The organism is Marinobacter sp. AL4B (assembly GCF_019916045.1).
In the GTDB taxonomy this organism is placed as follows: Bacteria; Pseudomonadota; Gammaproteobacteria; order Pseudomonadales; family Oleiphilaceae; genus Marinobacter.
Genome location: NZ_JAILWZ010000010.1, coordinates 92,469 through 113,080, shown reverse-complemented (window position 1 = coordinate 113,080; position 20,612 = coordinate 92,469). Strand labels below are relative to the sequence as shown.

Annotated in this window: 19 protein-coding genes; 7 read left to right on the top strand and 12 right to left on the bottom strand. The window is 54.2% G+C overall.

The features are described 5' to 3' along the window. Nucleotides 1-46 precede the first annotated feature (46 nt). On the top strand, nt 47-1,351 hold the full coding sequence (locus K5L82_RS02585; RefSeq protein WP_223133061.1) for an ABC1 kinase family protein: 1,305 nt from the start codon (nt 47-49) through the stop codon (nt 1,349-1,351). 20 nt (nt 1,352-1,371) lie between these two features. On the opposite strand, the gene K5L82_RS02580 is transcribed toward K5L82_RS02585, so the two are convergent. Further along, on the bottom strand, nt 1,372-2,049 hold the full coding sequence (locus K5L82_RS02580) for an SIR2 family NAD-dependent protein deacylase (RefSeq protein ID WP_223133060.1): 678 nt from the start codon (nt 2,047-2,049) through the stop codon (nt 1,372-1,374). After that, nucleotides 2,049-3,452 (bottom strand): FAD-binding oxidoreductase, encoded by a 1,404-nt coding sequence (locus K5L82_RS02575; RefSeq protein ID WP_223133059.1) that lies wholly within the window; start codon nt 3,450-3,452, stop codon nt 2,049-2,051. The genes K5L82_RS02580 and K5L82_RS02575 overlap by 1 nt, the downstream gene beginning before the upstream one ends. Before the next feature lie 189 nt (nt 3,453-3,641). Between K5L82_RS02575 and serA the strand changes: the two genes are divergently transcribed. Continuing rightward, nucleotides 3,642-4,871, top strand: a complete 1,230-nt coding sequence (serA, locus tag K5L82_RS02570) for a phosphoglycerate dehydrogenase (RefSeq protein WP_223133058.1) — start codon at nt 3,642-3,644, stop codon at nt 4,869-4,871. A gap of 75 nt (nt 4,872-4,946) precedes the next feature. Here the strand turns inward: serA and K5L82_RS02565 are convergent, their stop codons facing one another. The 3 genes from K5L82_RS02565 to K5L82_RS02555 form a co-directional block, all read right to left on the bottom strand. Further along, entirely contained in the window at nt 4,947-6,248 is a 1,302-nt protein-coding gene (locus K5L82_RS02565) for a S8 family peptidase (RefSeq protein ID WP_223133057.1), read from the bottom strand. A 196-nt stretch (nt 6,249-6,444) separates the two neighbouring features. Beyond that, a complete protein-coding gene (locus K5L82_RS02560; protein ID WP_133004820.1) occupies nt 6,445-7,101 on the bottom strand; it encodes an OmpA family protein in 657 nt (218 codons plus the stop codon). Nucleotides 7,102-7,150: 49 nt separating this feature from the next. Further along, complete coding sequence (locus K5L82_RS02555) at nt 7,151-8,140, bottom strand: alpha/beta hydrolase (RefSeq protein WP_223133056.1); 990 nt, start codon at nt 8,138-8,140, stop codon at nt 7,151-7,153. A gap of 70 nt (nt 8,141-8,210) precedes the next feature. Between K5L82_RS02555 and K5L82_RS02550 the strand changes: the two genes are divergently transcribed. Next, nucleotides 8,211-9,104: an alpha/beta hydrolase gene (locus K5L82_RS02550; RefSeq protein ID WP_223133055.1), complete on the top strand. Its 894-nt coding sequence runs from the start codon at nt 8,211-8,213 to the stop codon at nt 9,102-9,104. Here K5L82_RS02550 and K5L82_RS02545 read toward each other — a convergent pair. Genes K5L82_RS02545 through K5L82_RS02530 form a run of 4 tightly spaced genes read right to left on the bottom strand, consistent with a single transcriptional unit; the run spans nt 9,082 to nt 13,106 of the window. Then, nucleotides 9,082-9,360 (bottom strand): GIY-YIG nuclease family protein, encoded by a 279-nt coding sequence (locus tag K5L82_RS02545; RefSeq protein WP_223133054.1) that lies wholly within the window; start codon nt 9,358-9,360, stop codon nt 9,082-9,084. The two genes, K5L82_RS02550 and K5L82_RS02545, sit on opposite strands and share 23 nt — an antisense overlap. Next, nucleotides 9,353-10,258: a DMT family transporter gene (locus K5L82_RS02540; RefSeq protein ID WP_223133053.1), complete on the bottom strand. Its 906-nt coding sequence runs from the start codon at nt 10,256-10,258 to the stop codon at nt 9,353-9,355. The genes K5L82_RS02545 and K5L82_RS02540 overlap by 8 nt, the downstream gene beginning before the upstream one ends. Continuing rightward, on the bottom strand, nt 10,258-11,640 hold the full coding sequence (locus K5L82_RS02535) for a sigma-54-dependent transcriptional regulator (protein WP_223133052.1): 1,383 nt from the start codon (nt 11,638-11,640) through the stop codon (nt 10,258-10,260). Before K5L82_RS02535 ends, K5L82_RS02540 begins: the two co-directional genes overlap by 1 nt. Continuing rightward, a complete protein-coding gene (locus tag K5L82_RS02530) occupies nt 11,637-13,106 on the bottom strand; it encodes a sensor histidine kinase (RefSeq protein ID WP_228259019.1) in 1,470 nt (489 codons plus the stop codon). The genes K5L82_RS02535 and K5L82_RS02530 overlap by 4 nt, the downstream gene beginning before the upstream one ends. Before the next feature lie 226 nt (nt 13,107-13,332). On the opposite strand from K5L82_RS02530, the gene K5L82_RS02525 reads away from it, so the two are divergent. After that, nucleotides 13,333-13,737: a DUF4168 domain-containing protein gene (locus tag K5L82_RS02525; RefSeq protein WP_133004814.1), complete on the top strand. Its 405-nt coding sequence runs from the start codon at nt 13,333-13,335 to the stop codon at nt 13,735-13,737. 52 nt (nt 13,738-13,789) lie between these two features. Here K5L82_RS02525 and K5L82_RS02520 read toward each other — a convergent pair whose 3' ends face one another. The 3 genes from K5L82_RS02520 to K5L82_RS02510 are packed head-to-tail and all read right to left on the bottom strand — an operon-like array spanning nt 13,790 to nt 16,669. Next, entirely contained in the window at nt 13,790-14,590 is an 801-nt protein-coding gene (locus tag K5L82_RS02520) for a mechanosensitive ion channel family protein (RefSeq protein WP_133004813.1), read from the bottom strand. A 9-nt stretch (nt 14,591-14,599) separates the two neighbouring features. Then, entirely contained in the window at nt 14,600-15,811 is a 1,212-nt protein-coding gene (locus K5L82_RS02515) for a hypothetical protein (protein ID WP_223133051.1), read from the bottom strand. 18 nt (nt 15,812-15,829) lie between these two features. Next, nucleotides 15,830-16,669, bottom strand: coding sequence for a 23S rRNA (adenine(2030)-N(6))-methyltransferase RlmJ (locus tag K5L82_RS02510; RefSeq protein WP_223133050.1), 840 nt, complete (start codon nt 16,667-16,669; stop codon nt 15,830-15,832). Between the two features lie 178 nt (nt 16,670-16,847). On the opposite strand from K5L82_RS02510, the gene K5L82_RS02505 reads away from it, so the two are divergent. The 3 genes from K5L82_RS02505 to K5L82_RS02495 are packed head-to-tail and all read left to right on the top strand — an operon-like array spanning nt 16,848 to nt 20,603. Then, on the top strand, nt 16,848-18,140 hold the full coding sequence (locus K5L82_RS02505) for an imelysin family protein (RefSeq protein ID WP_223133049.1): 1,293 nt from the start codon (nt 16,848-16,850) through the stop codon (nt 18,138-18,140). A gap of 6 nt (nt 18,141-18,146) precedes the next feature. Then, on the top strand, nt 18,147-19,550 hold the full coding sequence (locus K5L82_RS02500; RefSeq protein WP_223133048.1) for a di-heme oxidoredictase family protein: 1,404 nt from the start codon (nt 18,147-18,149) through the stop codon (nt 19,548-19,550). Between the two features lie 9 nt (nt 19,551-19,559). After that, complete coding sequence (locus K5L82_RS02495; protein WP_223133047.1) at nt 19,560-20,603, top strand: imelysin family protein; 1,044 nt, start codon at nt 19,560-19,562, stop codon at nt 20,601-20,603. The last annotated feature ends 9 nt before the right edge of the window (nt 20,604-20,612 follow it).

The following is a 20,612-nucleotide window of genomic DNA, read 5'->3' as shown; positions in this document are numbered from 1 at the left end:
CGAGGGCTTTGGTACAACTTCTGCACTAGGGAACTCGTACATCATTATGGCTAAGAAACCTGTCACTTCACGTTCTGGCCGTTTTTTAAAACTGGCTGGTATGACCGCTTCCGTCGCCAGCGAATACGCCGGTCAGAAAGCTCGCGGCCTGTTTCGTACCGTCGACGACGAAGGTGCCAAAAGCGAAAGCTACACCCGCATGGCGAGCCAGATAGCCGACACACTCGGGGAGATGAAAGGCGCCGTCATGAAAGTCGGCCAGATTGCCTCCCAGACTCAGGATTTCCTGCCCAAAGAGTTTTCCGACGCCTTAGAGAAACTGCAGAAAGAAGCACCTCCTATGCCGTTCGAGGTTATTCTGAAGCAGGTGGAAAGCGAACTGGGCAAACCGGTCAGCGAACTCTTCGAATACCTTCAGGAAGCCCCTTACGCCTCGGCATCCATCGGCCAAGTACACCGCGCTCGCATGCACGATGGCACAGATGTGATCGTGAAAGTGCAGTATCCCGGTGTTGATGAATCCTGCGATTCGGACTTAAAACAACTGCGCATGGCGTTAAAGCTCGGCGGCCTGTTGAAAATGCCGAAAGAAAGCGTCGATCTGCTGTTCGGAGAAATCCGGGAACGCCTGAAAGAAGAACTGGACTACGAGAACGAGGCTCAAAACCTCAAAATCTTCGGTGAATTCCACAAAGACCAGCCTTGGGTCATCATCCCGAAGGTCATTGATAGCCACTCGACTCGCCGAGTTCTGACACTGGAGCTGGTCGAAGGCGACCACATCAGCAAGGTCACACCTGAACGCTACTCTCAGGACACCTTGAACCTCATTGGTCACCGCATCTTCACCATCATGGCGGACCAGTTGTTCCGTTTCCAATGCATCCACGGCGATCCACACGCGGGCAATTTCGCTTATCGGCCAGACGGTACCATCGTGATGTACGATTTTGGCTGCGTAAAGAAACTGAAGCCGGAAATTGTAGAGGCTTACCGGAATGCACTTATCTCGGCACTGGCAGAAGACTACAGCGGTCTGGACCAACACCTAATCGACCTAGGCGCACGCGTAGGTAGCCAGCCTGCCATTGATGAAGCCTACTACGCCATGTGGCGGGACATTTTGATCGTGCCTTTCGTGGATGACGAGCCGTACGACTTTGCGGAAGCCGATATCCACAAACAGGTAGCAGCCAAAACGAGTACGGTCTTTAAATACTTGGACTCTTTTAAGCCGCCGGTGGAGAGTATTTTCATAGACCGAATGATTGCGGGACACTACTGGATGTTGAAGCGCCTGGGAGTGCAGGCTGCCTTCAAAACTGAACTGGAGAAATACCTCCAAAGCTGAGGCAAGAGCCAAAGGGGAACTTAGCCCAAAGCCCGAACCCATTCAGCCAAGCCTTCACTGGCCCCTTTTCGGATTACCCGCGCCCGGGAAACCGACGCTGGCTCACCCGGGTCAATGACCGTAATCGGCACGTCAAAATCCACTTCATGAACCAAGCCGGCGGCCGGATACACCTGCAAAGAGGTTCCGACGATCAACAAACGGTCAGCGGTTCGCACCATTTCAGCGGCGGCTTCCAGCATCGGCACTTCTTCACCGAACCAGACGATGTGCGGGCGCAACTGAGCGCCACGGTCACAGGTATCACCAGGCTGGATATCGCGGTAGCCAATGTCGTAGACCAGATCAGGGTCAGCGGTGCTTCTCGCTTTGGTCAGTTCTCCATGTAGATGCACCACATTGGTTGAGCCACCCCGCTCATGCAGGTTATCAACGTTCTGGGTAACCACCGTAACCCGGTACCGGCTTTCAAGTTCCGCCAACAACCGGTGCGCCGGATTGGGCTCAACTTCCTGAAGCTGCCGGCGCCGTTCGTTGTAAAACCGGAGCACCAAGTCCCGGTTCCGTTGGAAAGCTTCCGGCGTGGCTACGTCGTACACACTGTGTTTTTCCCACAATCCATCGTTATCCCGAAAGGTGGAAAGCCCGCTTTCGGCGCTGATACCCGCGCCTGTGAGTACGACGATATGCTCTTTCATCAGTCGAATATCTTGCCTGGGTTCATGATGCCGTTTGGATCGAATGCCAGCTTAATACCTTTGAGGTAAGCAATTTCAGCTTCACTGCGGGTGTACTGCAGGTAGGGCTTTTTGGTCATACCAACGCCGTGCTCCGCAGACACACTGCCCTGGTAGCGCTCAACAATTTCAAACACCCACTTATTCACCTGCTGGCACTTCTCGAAGAAGTCTTCCTTCGCCATGTCCTCAGGCTTGAGGATGTTCAGGTGCAGGTTGCCGTCGCCGATGTGGCCGAACCAGATGATTTCAAAGTCCGGGTAATGCTCGGTCACCACGCTGTCAATTTCCTGCAGGAAACCCGGTACTTTGGAAACCACAACAGAGATGTCGTTCTTGTAGGGAATACGCGGAGCGATGGACTCGGAAATCCGCTCACGTAGCTGCCACAAACCGTTGGCTTGGGTTTCGCTCTGGCTGATCACACCGTCCAGTACCCAGCCTTTTTCTACACACTCTTCAAACAACGTCATGGCGTCGTCCATAACCTGATCAGACACAGCCTCGAATTCCAGAAGGGCATAGTATGGAGCTTCGGTTTCAAACGGCGCCTGTACCTGGCCATGCGCGAGGACATGCTGCATGGCCTGATGGGAGAAGAATTCGTAGGCAGTGAGGTCCAGCTTGCTCTGGAACGACTGCAGCACATCCATGGTGTTAACCAGATCATTCAAACCCAGCACCAGCACGGTCAGATTATCCGGCTTGCGGGTCAGCTTCATCGTGGCTTCGGTGATAAAGCCCAAGGTACCTTCTGCGCCGATAAACAAGTGGCGCAAGTCGTAACCAGTGTTGTTCTTGGCCAGATCTTTGTTCAAATCCAGAATGTCACCCTTACCGGTGACAACCTTTAGCCCGGCGACCCAATCACGGCTCATGCCGTAACGAATCACCTTAATGCCACCGGCGTTGGTGGAAAGGTTTCCGCCCAGCTGGCTGGAACCGGCGGAAGCGAAGTCCACGGGGTAATACAGGCCGTTTTCTTCTGCGAAGTTTTGCAGTTGCTCGGTAACAACCCCAGTTTGGCAGCGCACAGTGCGGTCACTGGCGTTAAAATCCAGCACTTGATTCATGTTATCGAAAGCAACCACGATCTCGCCGTTGGCCGCGACTGCGCCGGCGCTCAACCCCGTACGCCCGCCTGACGGTACCAAACCGATTTTATTTTCGTTCGCGAATTTAACCACTGCCTGCACTTGCTCAGTCGTTTTTGGCAGAACAATCGCCAGCGGATTGGGCGGATAGATCTTGGTCCAGTCCTTACCGTAAGTGTCCAGATCGGAAGGGTCAGTCAATACTTTGCCCGGGTTTTCAGCGGTAGTAACCAGTTCTTCAAGGGCGGCAATGATCTGTTCGGAACTCATGAGCGTGTTGGTCTCGTCAGGTTTGGGCTCTGGTTTGATCAAAATCAACACAAAAAGAATTGATCCAGGCAAACCGGCGCACTGTGAAAATCGATCTTTATGGTATCATACCGCCCCTGTTCTGTGAGCTAGGTCGACGATCCCTGGCCGCAGGTCATTTCACGTGACGAAAGGTTCGGAAGCACGCCCATGTCAAATACGTCTCTCGAAAAGAGCAAAATCCGGATCCTGCTGCTGGAAGGCGTCCATCAATCTGCCATTGATACCCTGAACGCTGCGGGCTACACCAATATTGAGTACCTGACCCACTCACTCGCTGAAGAAGAGCTGGTTGAAAAAATCGCCGATGCGCATTTTGTTGGCATTCGCTCTCGCACTCAGTTGACTGAGAAAGTATTTGAGTCCGCTAAAAAGCTGGTCGCAGTGGGCTGCTTCTGCATCGGAACCAATCAGGTCGATCTGAAAGCCGCAACTCGTCGTGGTATCGCTGTATTTAACGCCCCCTTCTCCAATACCCGTTCCGTTGCAGAACTGGTTCTGGCGCAGGCTATTCTGCTGTTGCGTGGCGTGCCCGAAAAGAGTGCCAAGGCGCACCGCGGTGAGTGGCAGAAGTCGGCTAAAGACAGCTACGAGATTCGCGGTAAAAAGCTGGGCATCATCGGATACGGCAACATCGGCACTCAGTTCAGTGTTCTGGCCGAAGGTCTGGGCATGGACGTGTACTTCTACGATGTCGTGTCCAAACTGCCGATCGGCAATGCGACCCAGGTTGGCTCGCTGAACGAACTGCTGAACATTGCTGACGTGGTTTCTCTGCACGTTCCCGAAACACCGTCCACCAAGTACATGTTCAAAGCGGAACAGCTGGCACAGATGAAGCCTGGCTCGATCCTGATGAACGCTTCCCGCGGAACCGTGGTGGATATTGACGCACTGGCCGAGACGCTACGTTCCGGCAAACTGCTGGGCGCTGCTATCGACGTGTTCCCGGTTGAGCCAAAGTCCAACGACGAAGAATTTGTTTCTCCGCTGCGGGAATTCGACAACGTGATCCTGACCCCGCACGTGGGTGGCTCTACCATCGAAGCCCAAGAAAACATTGGTCGCGAAGTGGCTGAGAAACTCGCTATGTACAGCGATAACGGCACCTCCGTTTCTTCCGTAAACTTCCCGGAAGTTGCACTGCCTTCGCACCCGAATCAGCACCGTTTACTGCACATTCACGAGAACGTGCCAGGTGTTATGTCCGAGATCAACCAAGTGTTCTCGGCGAACAACATCAACATCTGTGGACAGTACCTGCAAACCAAAGAAGATATTGGTTACGTGGTTGTGGATGTGGACAAAGCATACGGCGAGCTTGCACTTGAAAAGCTGCGTCAGGTTAAGGGCACAATTCGTACCCGCGTACTGTTCTGACTCAAGCCATAACGGTACATTCAGGACACAAAAAAACCGGAACATTGTTCCGGTTTTTTTGTGTCCGCCTGACAGTTACTGCGGCGCGCGCAATAACAGGTTAGGCGATCCTGCCTTGATTCCGCTAAGCACGTTACCTGTACCCAGGTTGATCACGGCATCCGTCACCTCAGCTGGAGTCAAACTTGGCTGCTCAGACAAGATCAAAGCCGAAACACCCGCCACGTGCGGAGATGCCATTGAAGTGCCACTGATGGTATTCGTTTGGGTATCGCCTTCGTACCAAGCCGCGGTGATGTCCGATCCCGGTGCAAAGATATCCAAACACTGGCCATGGTTGGAGAACGATGAACGCTGGTCGTCACGAGTGGTGCTTCCCACCGTGATCGCAGGTTCTACACGGTTCGGTGAACCGCCACAGGCATCCGCATCGTCATTGCCCGCTGCCACAACAAAGGTCACACCTTCGTCAATGGCACCGCGAACCGCATTATCCAACGCGTCCGACGCCCCGCCACCCAACGACATGTTCGCTACCGCAGGGGCCTGATGATTAGCCGCAACCCAATCTACACCCGCAATCACATCAGCATTACTTCCAGCACCCGAGCAATCCAGCACTCGCACAGCCGCCACTGAAGCCTGTTTGGCAACACCATAGGTAGACCCAACAGACGTGCTGGCTACGTGGGTTCCGTGCCCATTGCAGTCCGTGGTATCGGTGGCATCGGTTGAACCACCCAGATTAAGAAGCGGTCCAATCAACGGCAACGCTCCCAAACCCAACAGGCCAGCATCGTTAACCGCAAAGTTACGACCTTCAATTACTCGTCCCGAAAATTCCTGGTGGGTATCACGAAGCCCGGTATCGATCACATAAACATTTACACCAGCGCCTCCGGATGCGGGATAGCGATACTGCTCATCCAAGGGCAATACCGTTTGGTCAATTCGATCCAACCCCCAGGTAGCGTTTGACTGACTTGCGGAATTCGCCGCAACAACACGGTCCTGTTCAACGTTTAGAACACCCGGCAACGAAGACAGTAGGCCCGCCTGCTGCTCGGTGAGCGCCAAAGCAGCCCCCACCAACGCAGTCTGGTATACATGCACCACTTCACCGCCGCCTACAGCCATTAGCAGCGACTGAATACCAGCGGTCAAATCGCCAAGCCCTAACAAATTCGGGAGAGCCGGATCGAGCGTCACAATATAACGGCCGGGAATCGCATCCCCCGCCTGAAGGGTTACCGACTGATTTGCTTCGCTTTTCGCGCCAGTCAGACCAAGCGCATCAAATAAACCAGCCTGAGCGGGTGCTGCGGAAAGAAGGCAAGCGCTTAAACCGGCAGCGGTGATCAGTGCGTGTTTTTTCATAGGATACTGGTCTCTTGTTGTCATTAGTTGAACAAGTGAATTTGACACAATGTGAACTTGTTCACAGTACCCAATCAGGCCAACTAAAAAGACACCCGCCATAAAACGAAAAAGCTTCGCGCCCCTAAGGCAGCGAAGCTTTTAGAAGCTCGGCATCACCGAGCAACAAAACAGCTCTATGCAGAACGCATCAAGCTTATTGCATGGGCACCAGCGTTAGCTCTACACGACGGTTCTGTTCGCGGCCCGCGGCACTTTCATTAGAGGCAACAGGAGCACGCTCACCATAACCGGTCGCGCGAGTACGCCCAGGCTCGATACCCTGATTCATCAGGAAGTCACGTACAGACGAAGCGCGACGCTCACTCAACAGTTGGTTGTAGCTGTCACGACCGGTGCTGTCGGTGTGGCCATCGATCTGGATGATGGTCTTGTCGAATTCCTTCAAGACCAGAGCAACAGACTCCAGCGTGCCGGTAAAGGCAGAACGAATGCTGGACTGATCGGTATTAAAGGTGATGTTACCGGGCATAACCAATTCGATTTGGTCGCCGTTACGAACAACTCGTACGCCTGTGCCTTCAAGCTTCTGGCGCAACTTCGCTTCCTGGCGGTCCATGTAGTAGCCAATACCACCGCCTACCGCAGCACCACCCGCAGCACCAATCAACGCACCCTTGCCACGATCGCTTTTGCTAGAGGTAGCTGCACCGATAGCCGCGCCGCCCAAGGCACCAATGATGCTGCCCTTGGTTGCACTGGACGTTTTCTCTTCCCCGGTATACGGGTCGTAGGTCATACAGCCACTCAGGCCCACCGTAGCAACGGTAAAGGCAAGGATTGTTTTCTTCATCACAAACTCCTGATGCTATTAGTTATTTACCCGGTCATTGTCGACCGTATTATTGTGAGAACGTATCAATAATGGTATTGAATACCGTCGCCTGCAAATCCTTGGCCTCATTGACCAAGTGATGGCGCCCATCCGGAATGGTGCGTTCGGTCACTGACGAAAACTTGTTTCGAATAATTCGTAAATTATGTTGCCAGTCGACGGTCAGGTCTTTTTCACCCTGTACAACCGTTACCGGGAAGTCCACCGGCCGAGCCGACTCAATGTGCGGCACCCATTGTCTCAAAGCCGATACCCAATCCACATGCACGGCTCGAGCCTGCAAAGGATCATGCTCCCGAAGAAACTTCAGGAATCGGGTGTTACTACTGTTCTGTCCAAACGCTCTGCGCCAACGGCTCAGGAAAGGGCGAGCCGCACTGTGCAGAACCTTGGCACCGAGCCAGCCCATCGGCCGAACCAACGGCGCCAACAACACCACCTTCCGGAATGCCGATGTCTCTTGGTTATGGTGGTTAGACAACAAATAGTCGATAAGAATCGCACCACCTGTGCTCTGTCCAACCGCAAACCACGGCCCTCGAATTTTATCCGCCACCTGCGCCATGACTTCCGACAGAACTGCTTGATATTCCAGAAAACTGCCGATTGCCGCTGGGGTGCCACTGGACAATCCATGGCCCGGCTGATCATAAGCAAGCACGTCAAAACCCGCGCCCAAGCATCGGTCAATAAGCTGAGTATACAGCCCCACATGGTCAAAGTAGCCGTGCAATATAAACACGGTTCCTTTGGACTCAACGGCATCCGGTAACCGGAAATAATGCACCATGACTTCATGGTGATGAGCCTTGATGTAGCCCTGGTGATACGTAACCTCCGGGTGTTCCACCCAAAGGTCCAAACCGTAAAACCGACAATAGGCTTCCATCTCGGAGCTCAGTTCCCGGGGCTGCGGAGGATTGAACGGCTCAAGCCATTCAAGCAACGAGCGCCTGTCCCAGTTCGGTATTTCTATGGTATCTGTTTTCCAGTACACGTAGAGTTAAACGCCTGTCATGTGTCAATAATTGACGTTCATCCTAACGCATTCACCGGGGAGAACACAGATGTTCCAACCGCTTCTTGAGGCCGGGCTGCGCCAGATCATGTACCGACTCGTACGCCCTTTGCTCTCGAAAGGCGTGTCCTTAAACCTACAGCGTAAGTTGATTCGACAAGCCTATAGAACGTCAGTGGCTCCTCGGAGCGTCCGATTTACCCGCAGCACATTGGGGCAGGTACCGGTCTTGCGCGCTCTGGCGAATCCCCGTTCAGCGGGCACCATCGTGTACCTGCACGGCGGCGGTTACATCCTGGGTTCTGCAACCACACACAAAGGTATTGCCGGCCATTTGGCAAAGCTGACGGGCTGCGAAGTCATCATTCCGGATTATCGACTGGCCCCCGAACACCCCTACCCCGCAGCACCGGATGATGCCGAAGCCGTATATCGGGCCTTGATTGAAGAGGGGAAGACAGAGCAAAAGATCGCCATCGCCGGAGATTCGGCCGGCGGTGGGCTCGCGCTGGTGTTAGCAATGCGGCTTCGAGATCACGGGTTCCAGTCACCCTCTTCTATTACATGTTTTTCACCTTGGACGGACTTAACAAGCCAGCAGCTTTACGCTCCCGAATGCGAACCGGTTCTTCATGGAAGCTGGGTGTTCAAAGCAGCGAAAATGTATGCGGGCGAAGACGCACTCACAAACCCAATGATTTCTCCCGTTTTTGGCGATTTGAAGGGGCTCCCCCCAACACTGATCCAAGCAGGAAGTCAGGAAATTTTGCTTAATGACGCTACTCGCCTGGCGGAAGCCGCTAAAGCGGCGCAGGTCGATGTAACGCTCGAAATCTACAATAGTCTTTGGCACGTATTTCAGACCCACAGTGCCCAACTAGAGCGCGCCTCCGATGCTCTCGTGGTCGCAGCCAAGCACATCAGACATCATCTGGCAGAGTAACCTCGCCTCGCAGCAGGGCTTCTTTTTGCGCTCTCGGCCAACGTTTGACTCGAAACTCCAGTTTGGATGCCCGGCTCCGGTCACCCGCCACCGCGTGAAACTCCAACGTCAACGGACCTTTGCCTCGCAAGCTGCGAGCCCCTTTGGGGGCTCCTGTCTGGTGCTCGGAAAAGCGTCGGGGTACGTCAGTGGTTATGCCCGTGTACAAGCTGCCAGCAGCAGTGCGCACCAAGTATAAATGCCACTGTTCAGCCATGGTCCAAGCCTTGGGTTCGAGCCTGAACTTTCTTTTGCTGCAGCCACAAGCCAGCGATAATCAACACCAAGCCAATGTAGGTCGACGGCAGAATCACTTCACCCAGAATGAAGTAAATAAACACCAGGGACAAAAACGGAGCAATAAAAATTAAATTGCTGACTTTTGCCGTATTTTCGGCTTTTTTCATGGCCTGGGACCACAAAATAAACGCAACACCCATTTCAAAGACACCGATGTAAATCGCGGCTGAGAGCGATTTTATCCCTGAAAAATCAAACCCAACTGTGTACCAGCACACCAAGACGATCACCGGCAGGCCAAACGAAAAGTTCAGGAACAGCCCGACAACAGGATCACGGGTGTCTCGGGTCGCGATGATCCAGTAAGACGCCCAAACCAACGTACTGCCCAGCGCAAGAGCGACCCCTAACGGGTCTGAAAAATTCAACGATGTCACTGCCCCCCGAGTCGCTATCACTACAACACCGGCATAACACACCAGTCCCGCCAAGATGTCGATGCGACGCAGCTTCTGCCCCAGAAAGGGTACCGACAGATAGGCCAGCACCAATGCCCAGGTGTAGTTCAGCGGCTGAGCCTCCTGCGCAGGCAGCCGATCAAACGCACCAAATAACAGAAAGTAATAGAGGCACGGGTTGATTAGGCCCATCCCAATCGATTGCACGTACTGGGTTTTGTTGAGCTGAAAAATCTGCTGCCACCGCCCCATAATCACCAATGCGACCGCCATCACGACGATGGAAGCTGAGCACGCCACCAGCAACATCTGCACGGGCGCCAAATCCGCCAGCGCCAATTTGAAAGCGGTTGCCACGGTTGACCATAGCAACACGGTAGCCAGGCCATACAACATGGCCTGCTTCTGATTTTTCATCACTTCTGCTCCAGAGTGGATTCCAGCCAACGGTAAAGAGTTCGTCTGTTAATACCCAGTATTTGCGCTGCGCGACGTTTGTTGCCCTCAACCGCGCTCATCACTTGGCGTACGTAATTTTGCTGCAGGATCTCCAAGGTAGGCCATTCTGGGATATTTGTATCCTCCGGGTCTATCGTACTTGCCTGAAAACTTCCTTGTCGCTTACGGATACGCTCAGGCAAGTGTTCCGGCTGGATGGTATCACCATCACAAAACGTTACCGCCCTCTCGATGGCGCTGGAAAGCTCCCGAACGTTGCCGGGGAACGGATAATCCCTAAGCACTCGCAGCGTTACCTCACTAAACTTGATAAAGCCGCGACCATGCCTAAGGCATGCTTCCTTAAGAAAGTGCATGGCTAGCAACTCTACGTCTTCGCCCCGTTCCCGCAACGGCGGAACAGAAAGAGACAGTGTTTCAAGCCGGTAATAGAGGTCTTCCCGGAACGCCCCCTCCTCAACCGCCTTCATCAAATCGACGTGAGTGGACGCCAAGATGCGTACATCGACGGCCTCTTCGTGGTCTGCGCCAACGGGTTTAATCGCACCTTCCTGCAACACCCGCAGCAGCTTGGCCTGTAGCGACATGGGCATCTCGCCAATCTCATCCAGCAACAAAGTGCCGCCGCTGGCTTCAGCAAATAACCCTTTTCGTGCCTGCTGTGCACCGGTAAAAGCGCCGGCTTCATGGCCAAAGAATTCGCTTTCCATCAGGTCCGGCGGAATACCCGCGCAGTTCACCGCCAAGAAGGCCTTGCCCGATCGTTCACTCTGGTTATGGATAGCATGGGCAACCAACTCTTTCCCAGTGCCACTTTCACCATGAATAAGGACGGCAGCCTGACTAACTGAAACCTGCCGGATTTCACTTCGCAAACGCTCCATTGCTGAACTGCCACCCACCAATCCCATATTCAAATCACCGTATTGGCGGGACTGAATCTCGGCCAGTTGCCGGTTAATATCGGCCTGCGCCAGCAGCCTTTTTATTTTCAGGCGCAGGTGATCGGTAGACAGTGGTTTGGTCAGAAAATCATCCGCTCCCGCCTGCAAAGCTTCAACGGCTTGATCAACCGTGCCGAAGGCGGTAATAACAATAAAAGGAATCCCGGGGTGTTCTGCTTGTTGAAAAGCCAACACCTGCATACCATCGCCATCGGGCAACCGAAGGTCGGAGACAATCAGCGCCGGGCGCCGCTCCTTCAAGGCTTTTCGTGCGTTTTGAACCGTTGCCACACCCACCACGGCATAGCCATCCGCTTCAAGCTCCTCGGTCAACAGTTGCCCGAGACTCGGGTCATCTTCAACCAACAAAACCAGCGGTGCGTTTGCCGATATCATGTCGCCTCCTTCGGAAAATATAGACTCATTCGACAGCCGCCCAACTCACTGTCACTCACCTCTACCCGGCCCCCATGTTCTTTCAGAACACTGCTAACCACGGCAAGACCAAGGCCTGTTCCCTCGCCTGCGGCGCGCGTACTGTAGAAGGGTTCGAATACCCTTGCGCGGTGTTCTTCCGATATACCCGGGCCATCATCGTCCACGCGTACCTCCCAGCAATCACCCGCTTCGTGGGCCGACACTTTCAATTGGCTCTGAGCCGCCTGGCAAGCATTTCGAATCACATTCAGGCAAGCCAGTCCCACTCGCAAAGGCTCTGCTTGCACGGCCATCGCCTGTTCAAGGCCCTCAGTCTCCAGCACTGGCGTAGTGCAACGGCTATCTTCTGAAACCCAAGTCATAACATCGGCAAGAACCGATGACAGGTCCAAAGAGCGGCGAGAATCCGGCACGTGACGAAAACAATCCAATAGCTGTTGGATGATTGTGGTCATACGCGTGACCTGATGTTCAATATCCGCAAGATGGCGTTGCTGTGTGTCCGGTAGCCCCGAGCGCGCAAGAATGCGGGCACGCCCTTGAATGACGTTCAAAGGGGCTCCTAGCTCATGCGCCACACCGCCGGCTACACGACCAATCATTGCCACCTTTTCCTGATATTCCAATTGCTCAGCCAGGGCTCGCTCTCGTGCAATGCGCCCTTCAATTTCCGATTCTGCCGCGGCCATGCGTCGGCCTAGCTTCAGAATACCGTGGTGAATCTGGCGAAGCTCCCGAGGGCCAGAGGGCGGAACAGCCAATAGCCAATGCCCGGGCGCCAGGCCAGCCATATTTTCAAGTAAACGGCTGACATGCCGCCCCACCGTTCCGTAATGCCCCAGCACGACCACCACAATCATCATGAAGGAAAACGCAGTCCAGATAGTAACCGCCCACCAGCGAGACGAGGCCACCAGATCGTGGAAATCGCTGCGTTTTCGAGTAACCTGAAGCAGCCCTTGAATGCGGCCATCTACCCCCACCAAAGGCGTAAAATGGGAGAACACCGATTCGCCATCTACCCGGCGGAATGCCCCGCCCAGTTTCCCGCTGGCGATGACTTTTTCAGCGCTCGCACTGTTGGACACGTCGGTATCAGCGACACCTAAACTAGCGACCCGATCGCTGTTTTCATCGAACACCGACGCACCGGATATGCGGCCAATCTGAAAAATGGACTTCAGCGACTCTCCGAGCACCAGTTCATTACCTTGCGCCAAAGCGTTGGAAACCGGCCCGCTTACGGCTTGCGCAACCAGCTCCAGATCTTCTCGTAAGCGATCATTCAGCGCTTTTTCGACCGCCCCCATGCCGATGTAAATGGCGATACCGCTGAATAAAACCAGCGGCACCACAATGCTCAGAACCAGGGTCAGCTGAAGCGACCGGAACATATTCCGAAGGCGCCGGCTAAAAGGAAACATAACGGGCTCCTGTACCTATGTGTCACAGCATTTCTGACACATGAGGCATTTTGCCACAACCTTCATTACCAACGATTAACCATGAGAATACCCAAGCCACTGATTTTAAACGAATTAAAAGAAAAAATAGATTGGCATGATGCCTGCAAATACCAGCGTGACATCCACAGAAACGGGACGTTGCAACATGTCGTCCCAGCACAATGAAGCGAAAGGAGCCTCATTTATGAATAAGCTACTTGTTTCCGTAACGGCATCTCTGGCACTACTGGCCGCCACGCCAACCATGGCGCAGCAAGAAGGGCAGCAAAATCCAGCCAATCCACAGACGCAAAGCCCAGGCTATTCTGATCCAGCTGCTGCCGGCACCCAAAGCACCAACTTCAGCGATGCTCAACTGAAAGAGTTCATCGAAGCTCAAGACCAGGTGATGGAAGTTCGGGAAGAGTACATTGAGAAGATTGAAGCCGCGGATTCCCAGCAGAAAGCTCAAGAGCTTCAAATGAAAGCAAACGACAAAATGGTTTCTGCCATTCAGGACGCAGGCATCGAGATCTCCACTTACAACGCCATTGCGACCGCTTACAGCAGCGAGCCTAAAATCCGCACCCGCGTTGATGCGCTGATGTAACCCCACTGCCCAGCGTTCATCCGTTGCCCCGCTTTCGCGGGGCTTTTTTATGTCACTGCCACAGCAATGGTCGGGAGATCATTTTGACATCTTCGGCCGCACAAACGTCGGCTGCACGAGCGGTCAGGTCCGCGATAAATCGGGTTTGGTCACCCGGCGTTAACGGGTAAGCTTTCAAGCGATACTTCATCCCCATATCCGTTGCCAACACAGCAACGACAACCGGCTGATAGGTTTTGGTGAGAGGACAGGTATAAATTACATCGCGAAACAATTCGCGCATACGCACAACATCATGATTGGGTTCAAGATACAGTTCTGCCACGCACATCAGGTTGTCACTTCCATCGTTACCGTTTGCCAGCAGGTTGTTCCACAGCAAACCATGGGGAATCACAACAACCGTATCATCCAGCGTGACAATTTCTGCTGCTCGCGTACCGATTGCGCGCACTTCGCCATACTGACCATTGATCTCAATCCAGTCCCCCGGCCGGTAAGGCATTTCGTATAACGTGACGATTCCAGCAATCAGGCTGTTGGCGTAATCTTTAAACGCAAAGCCCAACGCCAACCCCAGCGCCCCAAAAATCGCGAGCATATTTTCGAATGACGGCTCCACCAGAATCGGCACCACCATCACAATGGTCAAAACGATGATCACCAGCCGAAGCAGTGGCACCATCGCCAACAAGTACAATCTGGGCTTGCCGGTTAACTTATGTGCCAACATAGGCAGCAGTTTTTGAACCGCTATAATCAGCAATGAAGCCAGCACCACCACAACAATGGCTTCAACGATCGCGCCGGACGTGATAGTGGACAGTGCGTCTTTTAGCCCCAATTCTTCCATTCTGTGCTCCTAGAACCCGTCTACCGAAAATCCTCGAGCCTGCAGATACTTGCGAACGGACGGGTAGCCCAACGAGGTTGGCCGATACGCTTGCGTGGTTTCATCCTGCACGATCAGATCTGCCCTGAGAAAGCGGGACAAAAGCAATTTCAACTCACGGTTCGCAATGCCCGTGACCCGCTCCAGTGAATCAATGGTTAATTGGCTGTGCAGCATAATGGCGTGTAGCACAATCCCGGCTTGCTGGCCGGAGCCCTGTGGCACACCAGGCAGGCTTAACTGATCAAACGGCACGACCCAGCACTCAGCAGTTTTGCTAGCGCTTGCCGCCCCTTCGTCCTGTTCCGCATCCTCTTCCGGCTTTGCCCGCAATGCCCGCTGCCAAATTGCATGCGCAACACCCCGATTACCTCTGGCGGCATTGGCAAGGTCCTGAGTAAAGCAACTGTATTTGGCGTTGGAGTCGTCAGTTTGGGGTGGTAATACATAAAGACCATCATTGGTCATGCGCGCCGTCAGTGATCGCCCATTGCCACCATGGGCCAAAAAATCCAGCCAGCCCGCTAATCGTTCCGAATCCAGAGGTGCCAGAGTTAAAGGGCTTACGTGTATCTCTGGCCAATATCTAATCCAGAACTGCCAGCACCAACTCGAACACGCCACAATACCGCGGCCGGCGCTGTCCAGCGCAACACGAGCAAAAAACGACTTCAACAGGTTCAAGCCTGAGCGGTGGCGCAACCAAAAGTTCGCGAGCTCAGGCACCACCCAGTCGCCATCACCCAGCTGATCGTCCCACCAACGGTCGGCATCTTGCTCCGTCATCAACAGATTATCCGGTGGCTCGATGACTCGTGCGGGCAAGGTCAAAAGAGCGTCAGTTACCCCTGAAAACGGAGGCGCGACAATAAAGCTCACCCGGCGATTGTGAACACCTTGCTGACGCAGTGCTTCGAGCTGTACCAGAATGGCCGATGCCAGAGCCGTGGCATCCGGTTCCGGCGCGTACCGCTTCAGCTTTTTTTCAGATAAGGAAGGTAAGTCATCCAGACTTTCAAAGGCTTCGCTTTCGGGTGTAAGCCCTGAACGCAGTTGCTCCAGAATGTCTTTGACCCCAGCCCGCAGCGTTTTGTGTACCGACACATCGGGCGCACTCCACTGGTCCAAGGGTATCAAGCCGCCCGGCAGGCACGATTGCTCTGTATCCTTTTCCGTCGCCAAAAAAAGTCTCCCGTCGTGTTATTCGGGTACCAGCCAAGAAAGACTGGCCGACAGTCCTAGTCTAGCCTCACCCTCAAGCTCCGCCAGCATATCGCTAAGCCGCTGATCGAAGCCCCATGGTGGATTAACCACCAACATGCCAGAACCAACCATGCCACGCCCCGGTGGCTGATCGAGCATCACTTCGCTACGCAGCACTTTTCGTACGCCACTTCCCGCCACGCCTGCAATCAATTGTTGATGCAGGCCGCTGGTCAGAATGGGGTACCAAATCAGAAATACACCGTGGCGACATTTCTTCCAGGCGTGCGTCAAAGTCTTCACGACCTGGCCGTATTCATCTTTCACTTCATAAGACGGGTCGATCAGCGTTAGCAGCCGGGGCTGGGCGGGTGGCAAACACTTTAACAACCCGTTCAATCCATCTTCATTCTGAACGCGAACACCGTTCTTCTCGCCCCATGCTTCCAAATGCTTCCCCTCGGTCGGGTGCAGTTCAAACGCAGCAATCGCATCTCCGGGCCGACCAAAATTCGCCAGCCAGGCGGGCGAGCCGGGGTACAAAGACAAAGTGTCCGAACCTTTGTTTACGCGGCCCAACAACTCCACCATTGGCTGCCAGTCGGGTGATTTCAACTTTCCACGTAACGACCACAAGTGGTGGATACCGGCATCAGCTTCAGCTGTTTTTCTCGCCCGTTCACTGGTCAGATCATAGATCGCACTGCCGGCGTGAGTATCAAAACACGCGATGGCGGTTTTCTTGGATTGCATCATGACCAGCGCCAAGGTCAATGCGGCGTGCTTCTGAACATCTGCAAAATTTCCTGCGTGAAAGGCGTGAAGATAACTCAACATGTCAGTCTCCTGATTCCAGCCACCTATTAAGCCGCAGACACCCCGCACAAACAACTCCCTGCAAACGTCCAGTGTCGCTACAAATCAAAAAATCTTGCTTCAACGTTGCTCACCCCCTCATAATGCAAACGCTAATACTTCCTATTGCTAGTCACACCCACAATGCTCGGAGTTTCCAATGACCGCTTTGTTCCGCCCGGCTCCACTAGCCCTTACTATTGCCGCCACCCTTTCCACAGGTTGCGCTCTCAACAATTCCGCCGCCGAGACTGAGCCGGTCACCAAAGCCTCTGTGGTTTCCCATTATGCGGATGTGGCCCACGCCAATTACCAAGATGCGCTGATTACGGCTAAGGCTCTGGATAAAGCCACCGACCAGCTAATTGCCAATCCCTCAGAAGCCAATCTGCAAGCAGCTAAAGAAGCCTGGCTGGCAGCTCGTGTGCCCTACCAGCAAACGGAAGTGTTTCGTTTCGGCAACACCATCGTAGACGACTGGGAAGGCCAGCTGAACGCGTGGCCGCTGGATGAAGGACTGATCGATTACGTCAAAACCGACGATTACCAGTACGAATTGGGCAACGCGGGCGCAACAGCCAATCTCATAGCAAACACAAGCGTGAACGTGGGCGGAAAAACCCTGGACACAACCGTATTGACTCCGGAACTGCTCGCGGATCTAAACGAAATTGGAGGGTCCGAAGCCAACGTAGCCACCGGCTACCACGCGGTCGAATTTCTGCTGTGGGGCCAAGATCAGCACGGCTTCGAACAAGGTGCCGGTGAGCGCCCTGTTACCGATTACGCAACAGGTTCTGACTGCACCAACGGCAACTGTGAACGCCGTGGTGAATACCTGGACGCGGTAACAGATCTTCTGGTTTCCGATCTGGAATGGATGGTGGCGCAATGGGCCCCAGGCAGCGCAAGCAACTACCGCAACGAACTGACAAACGGCGATGTAGACGAAGCGGTACAGAAAATGCTGTTTGGCATGGGTTCTTTGTCTCTGGGTGAATTGGCAGGCGAGCGCATGAAAGTGGCTCTGGAAGCCAACTCTTACGAAGACGAACACGATTGCTTTAGCGACAACACTCATAACTCCCATTACTACAATGGCCAAGGTATCCAGAACGTTTACACCGGCACCTACCGCCGAGCCGACGGCAGCGAGGTCAGCGGCCCGTCGCTGTCTGATCTCGTGGAAGCCAACAATCCTGAATTGGATGCCCGCCTGAACGCTCAGTTGGATGCATCTATGAAAGCCTTGGGGCAACTGAAAGCACACGCGGAAAGCAGCGAAAACCCAATGGCCTTTGATACTATGATCGCGCCGGGCAACACTCAGGGTGCGCAAATCGTCAATAATGCGATTATGGCGCTTGTTGAACAAACCGGTTCCATTGAACAAGCCGCACGCCAGCTCGGTATTGAAGCCTTGTCCCCTGACGATGCCGGCCACGCATTCTGAGGCACGATGAAAAACGCACTGATCTGGGGAACGCTGGCTATGGCCAGCGTTCCCGTTTTCGCCGCCAGCCACGCTGGTTACCCGATACAAACCACACCGAATACCGGTGGTGAAGGCACGGTTCAGCAATCCGATACCAATGCCTACTCACTGCCCCAAGCCAACTTGTCGATGACCAAACGGCTGGATTTCAGTGTCGGTAACAGTTTCTTCCGGAATCCTTGGGTTGAAGCACCCGCCAGCACCGATGCCCGGGACGGTCTTGGGCCGCTGTTCAACACTAATTCTTGCCAGGGCTGTCACATCAAAGATGGCCGTGGCCATCCTCCGGGAGTGGACGAACCAACCGTATCTCTATTCCTTCGGCTAGCGGTGCCCGCAGATCCACTGAAAGATGCGGACATACTCCGCACGCAAGGTTTCAAACCGGCTCCTGTTTATGGTGCTCAGCTCCAGACCGCAGCTTTGCCAGCTGCAAAGCCCGAAGCCAACCTACGTATCGAATGGCAACCGGTCACTGAAACGTTACCCGATGGCCATCAGATTTCCTTACGCAAACCGGTGTATCACATCGACAACCCGAACTACGGCCCTCTACCGAAAAGTCTGTTGATCTCTCCCCGCGTAGCACCGCAAATGATCGGCATGGGTTTGCTGGAAGCCATTCCAATCGGCGATCTTGAGGCTTTGACCGATCCCGACGACGAAGACAAAAACGGCATTTCCGGCAAACTGAATCAGGTTTGGGATCTGGCAACAAAACAGACGGCACCGGGCCGCTTTGGTTGGAAGGCTGCAGAGCCTAACGTGCACCAGCAAGGCATGGGTGCATTCGCAGGCGACATGGGGCTGACCTCAAGCCTGAAACCCACTACCGACTGCACAGCTGAGCAGAATTGTGAGCAATTTCCCGATGGCGGCGCGCCGGAAGTCACCGATAAAGTCGCCGGCTTTGTCACCTTCTACGCCAAGAGTCTGGCCGTTCCCGCCCGGCGTAACCTGAATCAGGAATCCGTTCAGCAAGGTGCCAAGCGCTTTAACGAAATCGGCTGCGCAGCGTGCCACACACCCAAACACACCACAGGCCAAGTCGCTGATCGCCCAGATCTTAGCAACCAGACCATCTGGCCCTATACCGACCTGTTATTACACGACATGGGGTCAGCACTGGCAGACGGGCGTGATGAATTTCTGGCCGACGGCAACGAATGGCGCACTCCGCCTTTGTGGGGCACCGGGCTGGCAAAACTAGTGAATCCACAAGCGGGCTTCTTGCATGACGGCCGCGCCCGCACGCAGGAAGAAGCCATTCTTTGGCACGGCGGCGAAGCTCAAACAACGGCCGATCAATACCGCCAATTGTCAGCCAGTGACCGACAAGCACTGATCGATTTCCTCAATTCGCTTTAAGGAGTTGCCATGCAGCCCATCATTCGAGCCTTTTGCGCCTCGACCCTAGCCGTTGCCGCCTCTGTCAGTTTCGCGGCCACACCGGTGGATGCGCCACAAAGTGCCCGCGCGGGCTGGCACCCGGCAATTCAATCGGGCTATGACCTGCTCGCCGACGAAACAAGCCAGCTTGCCGAGCAAGCCAACCGTTACTGTGAAGCACCCGACGAGAAGCAAAGGGAGCAGCTCGAGCAACACTGGCGTGATGCCTTTATGGCCTGGCAACAGGTGCGTTTTGTCGATTTCGGACCAGTGGAGAACGACAATCTGGCCTGGCAGTTTCAATTCTGGCCAGACCCTAAAAATCTGGTTGCCCGCAAAGCCAGCTACCTGACAAAATCAGATCAGCCGATCACCACCAACATTATTGAACAATCGGGCGTAGCGGTTCAGGGTTTTCCCATGCTGGAATACCTGCTGTTTGATGAGGCATTGTCCACCGGCGAAAGTGCTCTGCCGGCCCCCCACAGCTGCGCTCTGTTGACCACTGTCACCCAGCATATTGCTTCAAACAGCAAACAGCTCAGTGCCGACTGGCAAAACTTCAAAACGCCTTACCTAAACACCGAGGTCTATCACGTTTCTACCCTCAAGTCGGCCATGGCAGCACTGGAGATTCTTGAGGAGCGGCGGTTAGCAAAACCCATGGGGCTACGCGGCAATGGCAAGCGCAATCCTTACATCACCGACGCCTGGCGCAGTGGCACCAGCCTGTTATCGGTAGAAGCCACCCTGCGCGGGTTGCAGCAACATTTCATGCCTGAATTTCTGGGACTTCTGGAACAAAAGGGTGAATTACAACTGGCTGAGCGAGTCCAACGCCAGTTTGATGCTGCGCTGGATAACTTTCCGGAAGCTGATCGGCCGATGACCGCATTGCTGTCTGACGACAACGCCTTTCGCATACTGCAAGGGCTATACGTTGACGTTTCCCAGCTCGCAACCCTGATCAACGACCAAGCCGCTGTTGCTCTGGGTGTTGTTCGGGGCTTCAATTCCAGCGACGGTGACTGAAGGGCCAGA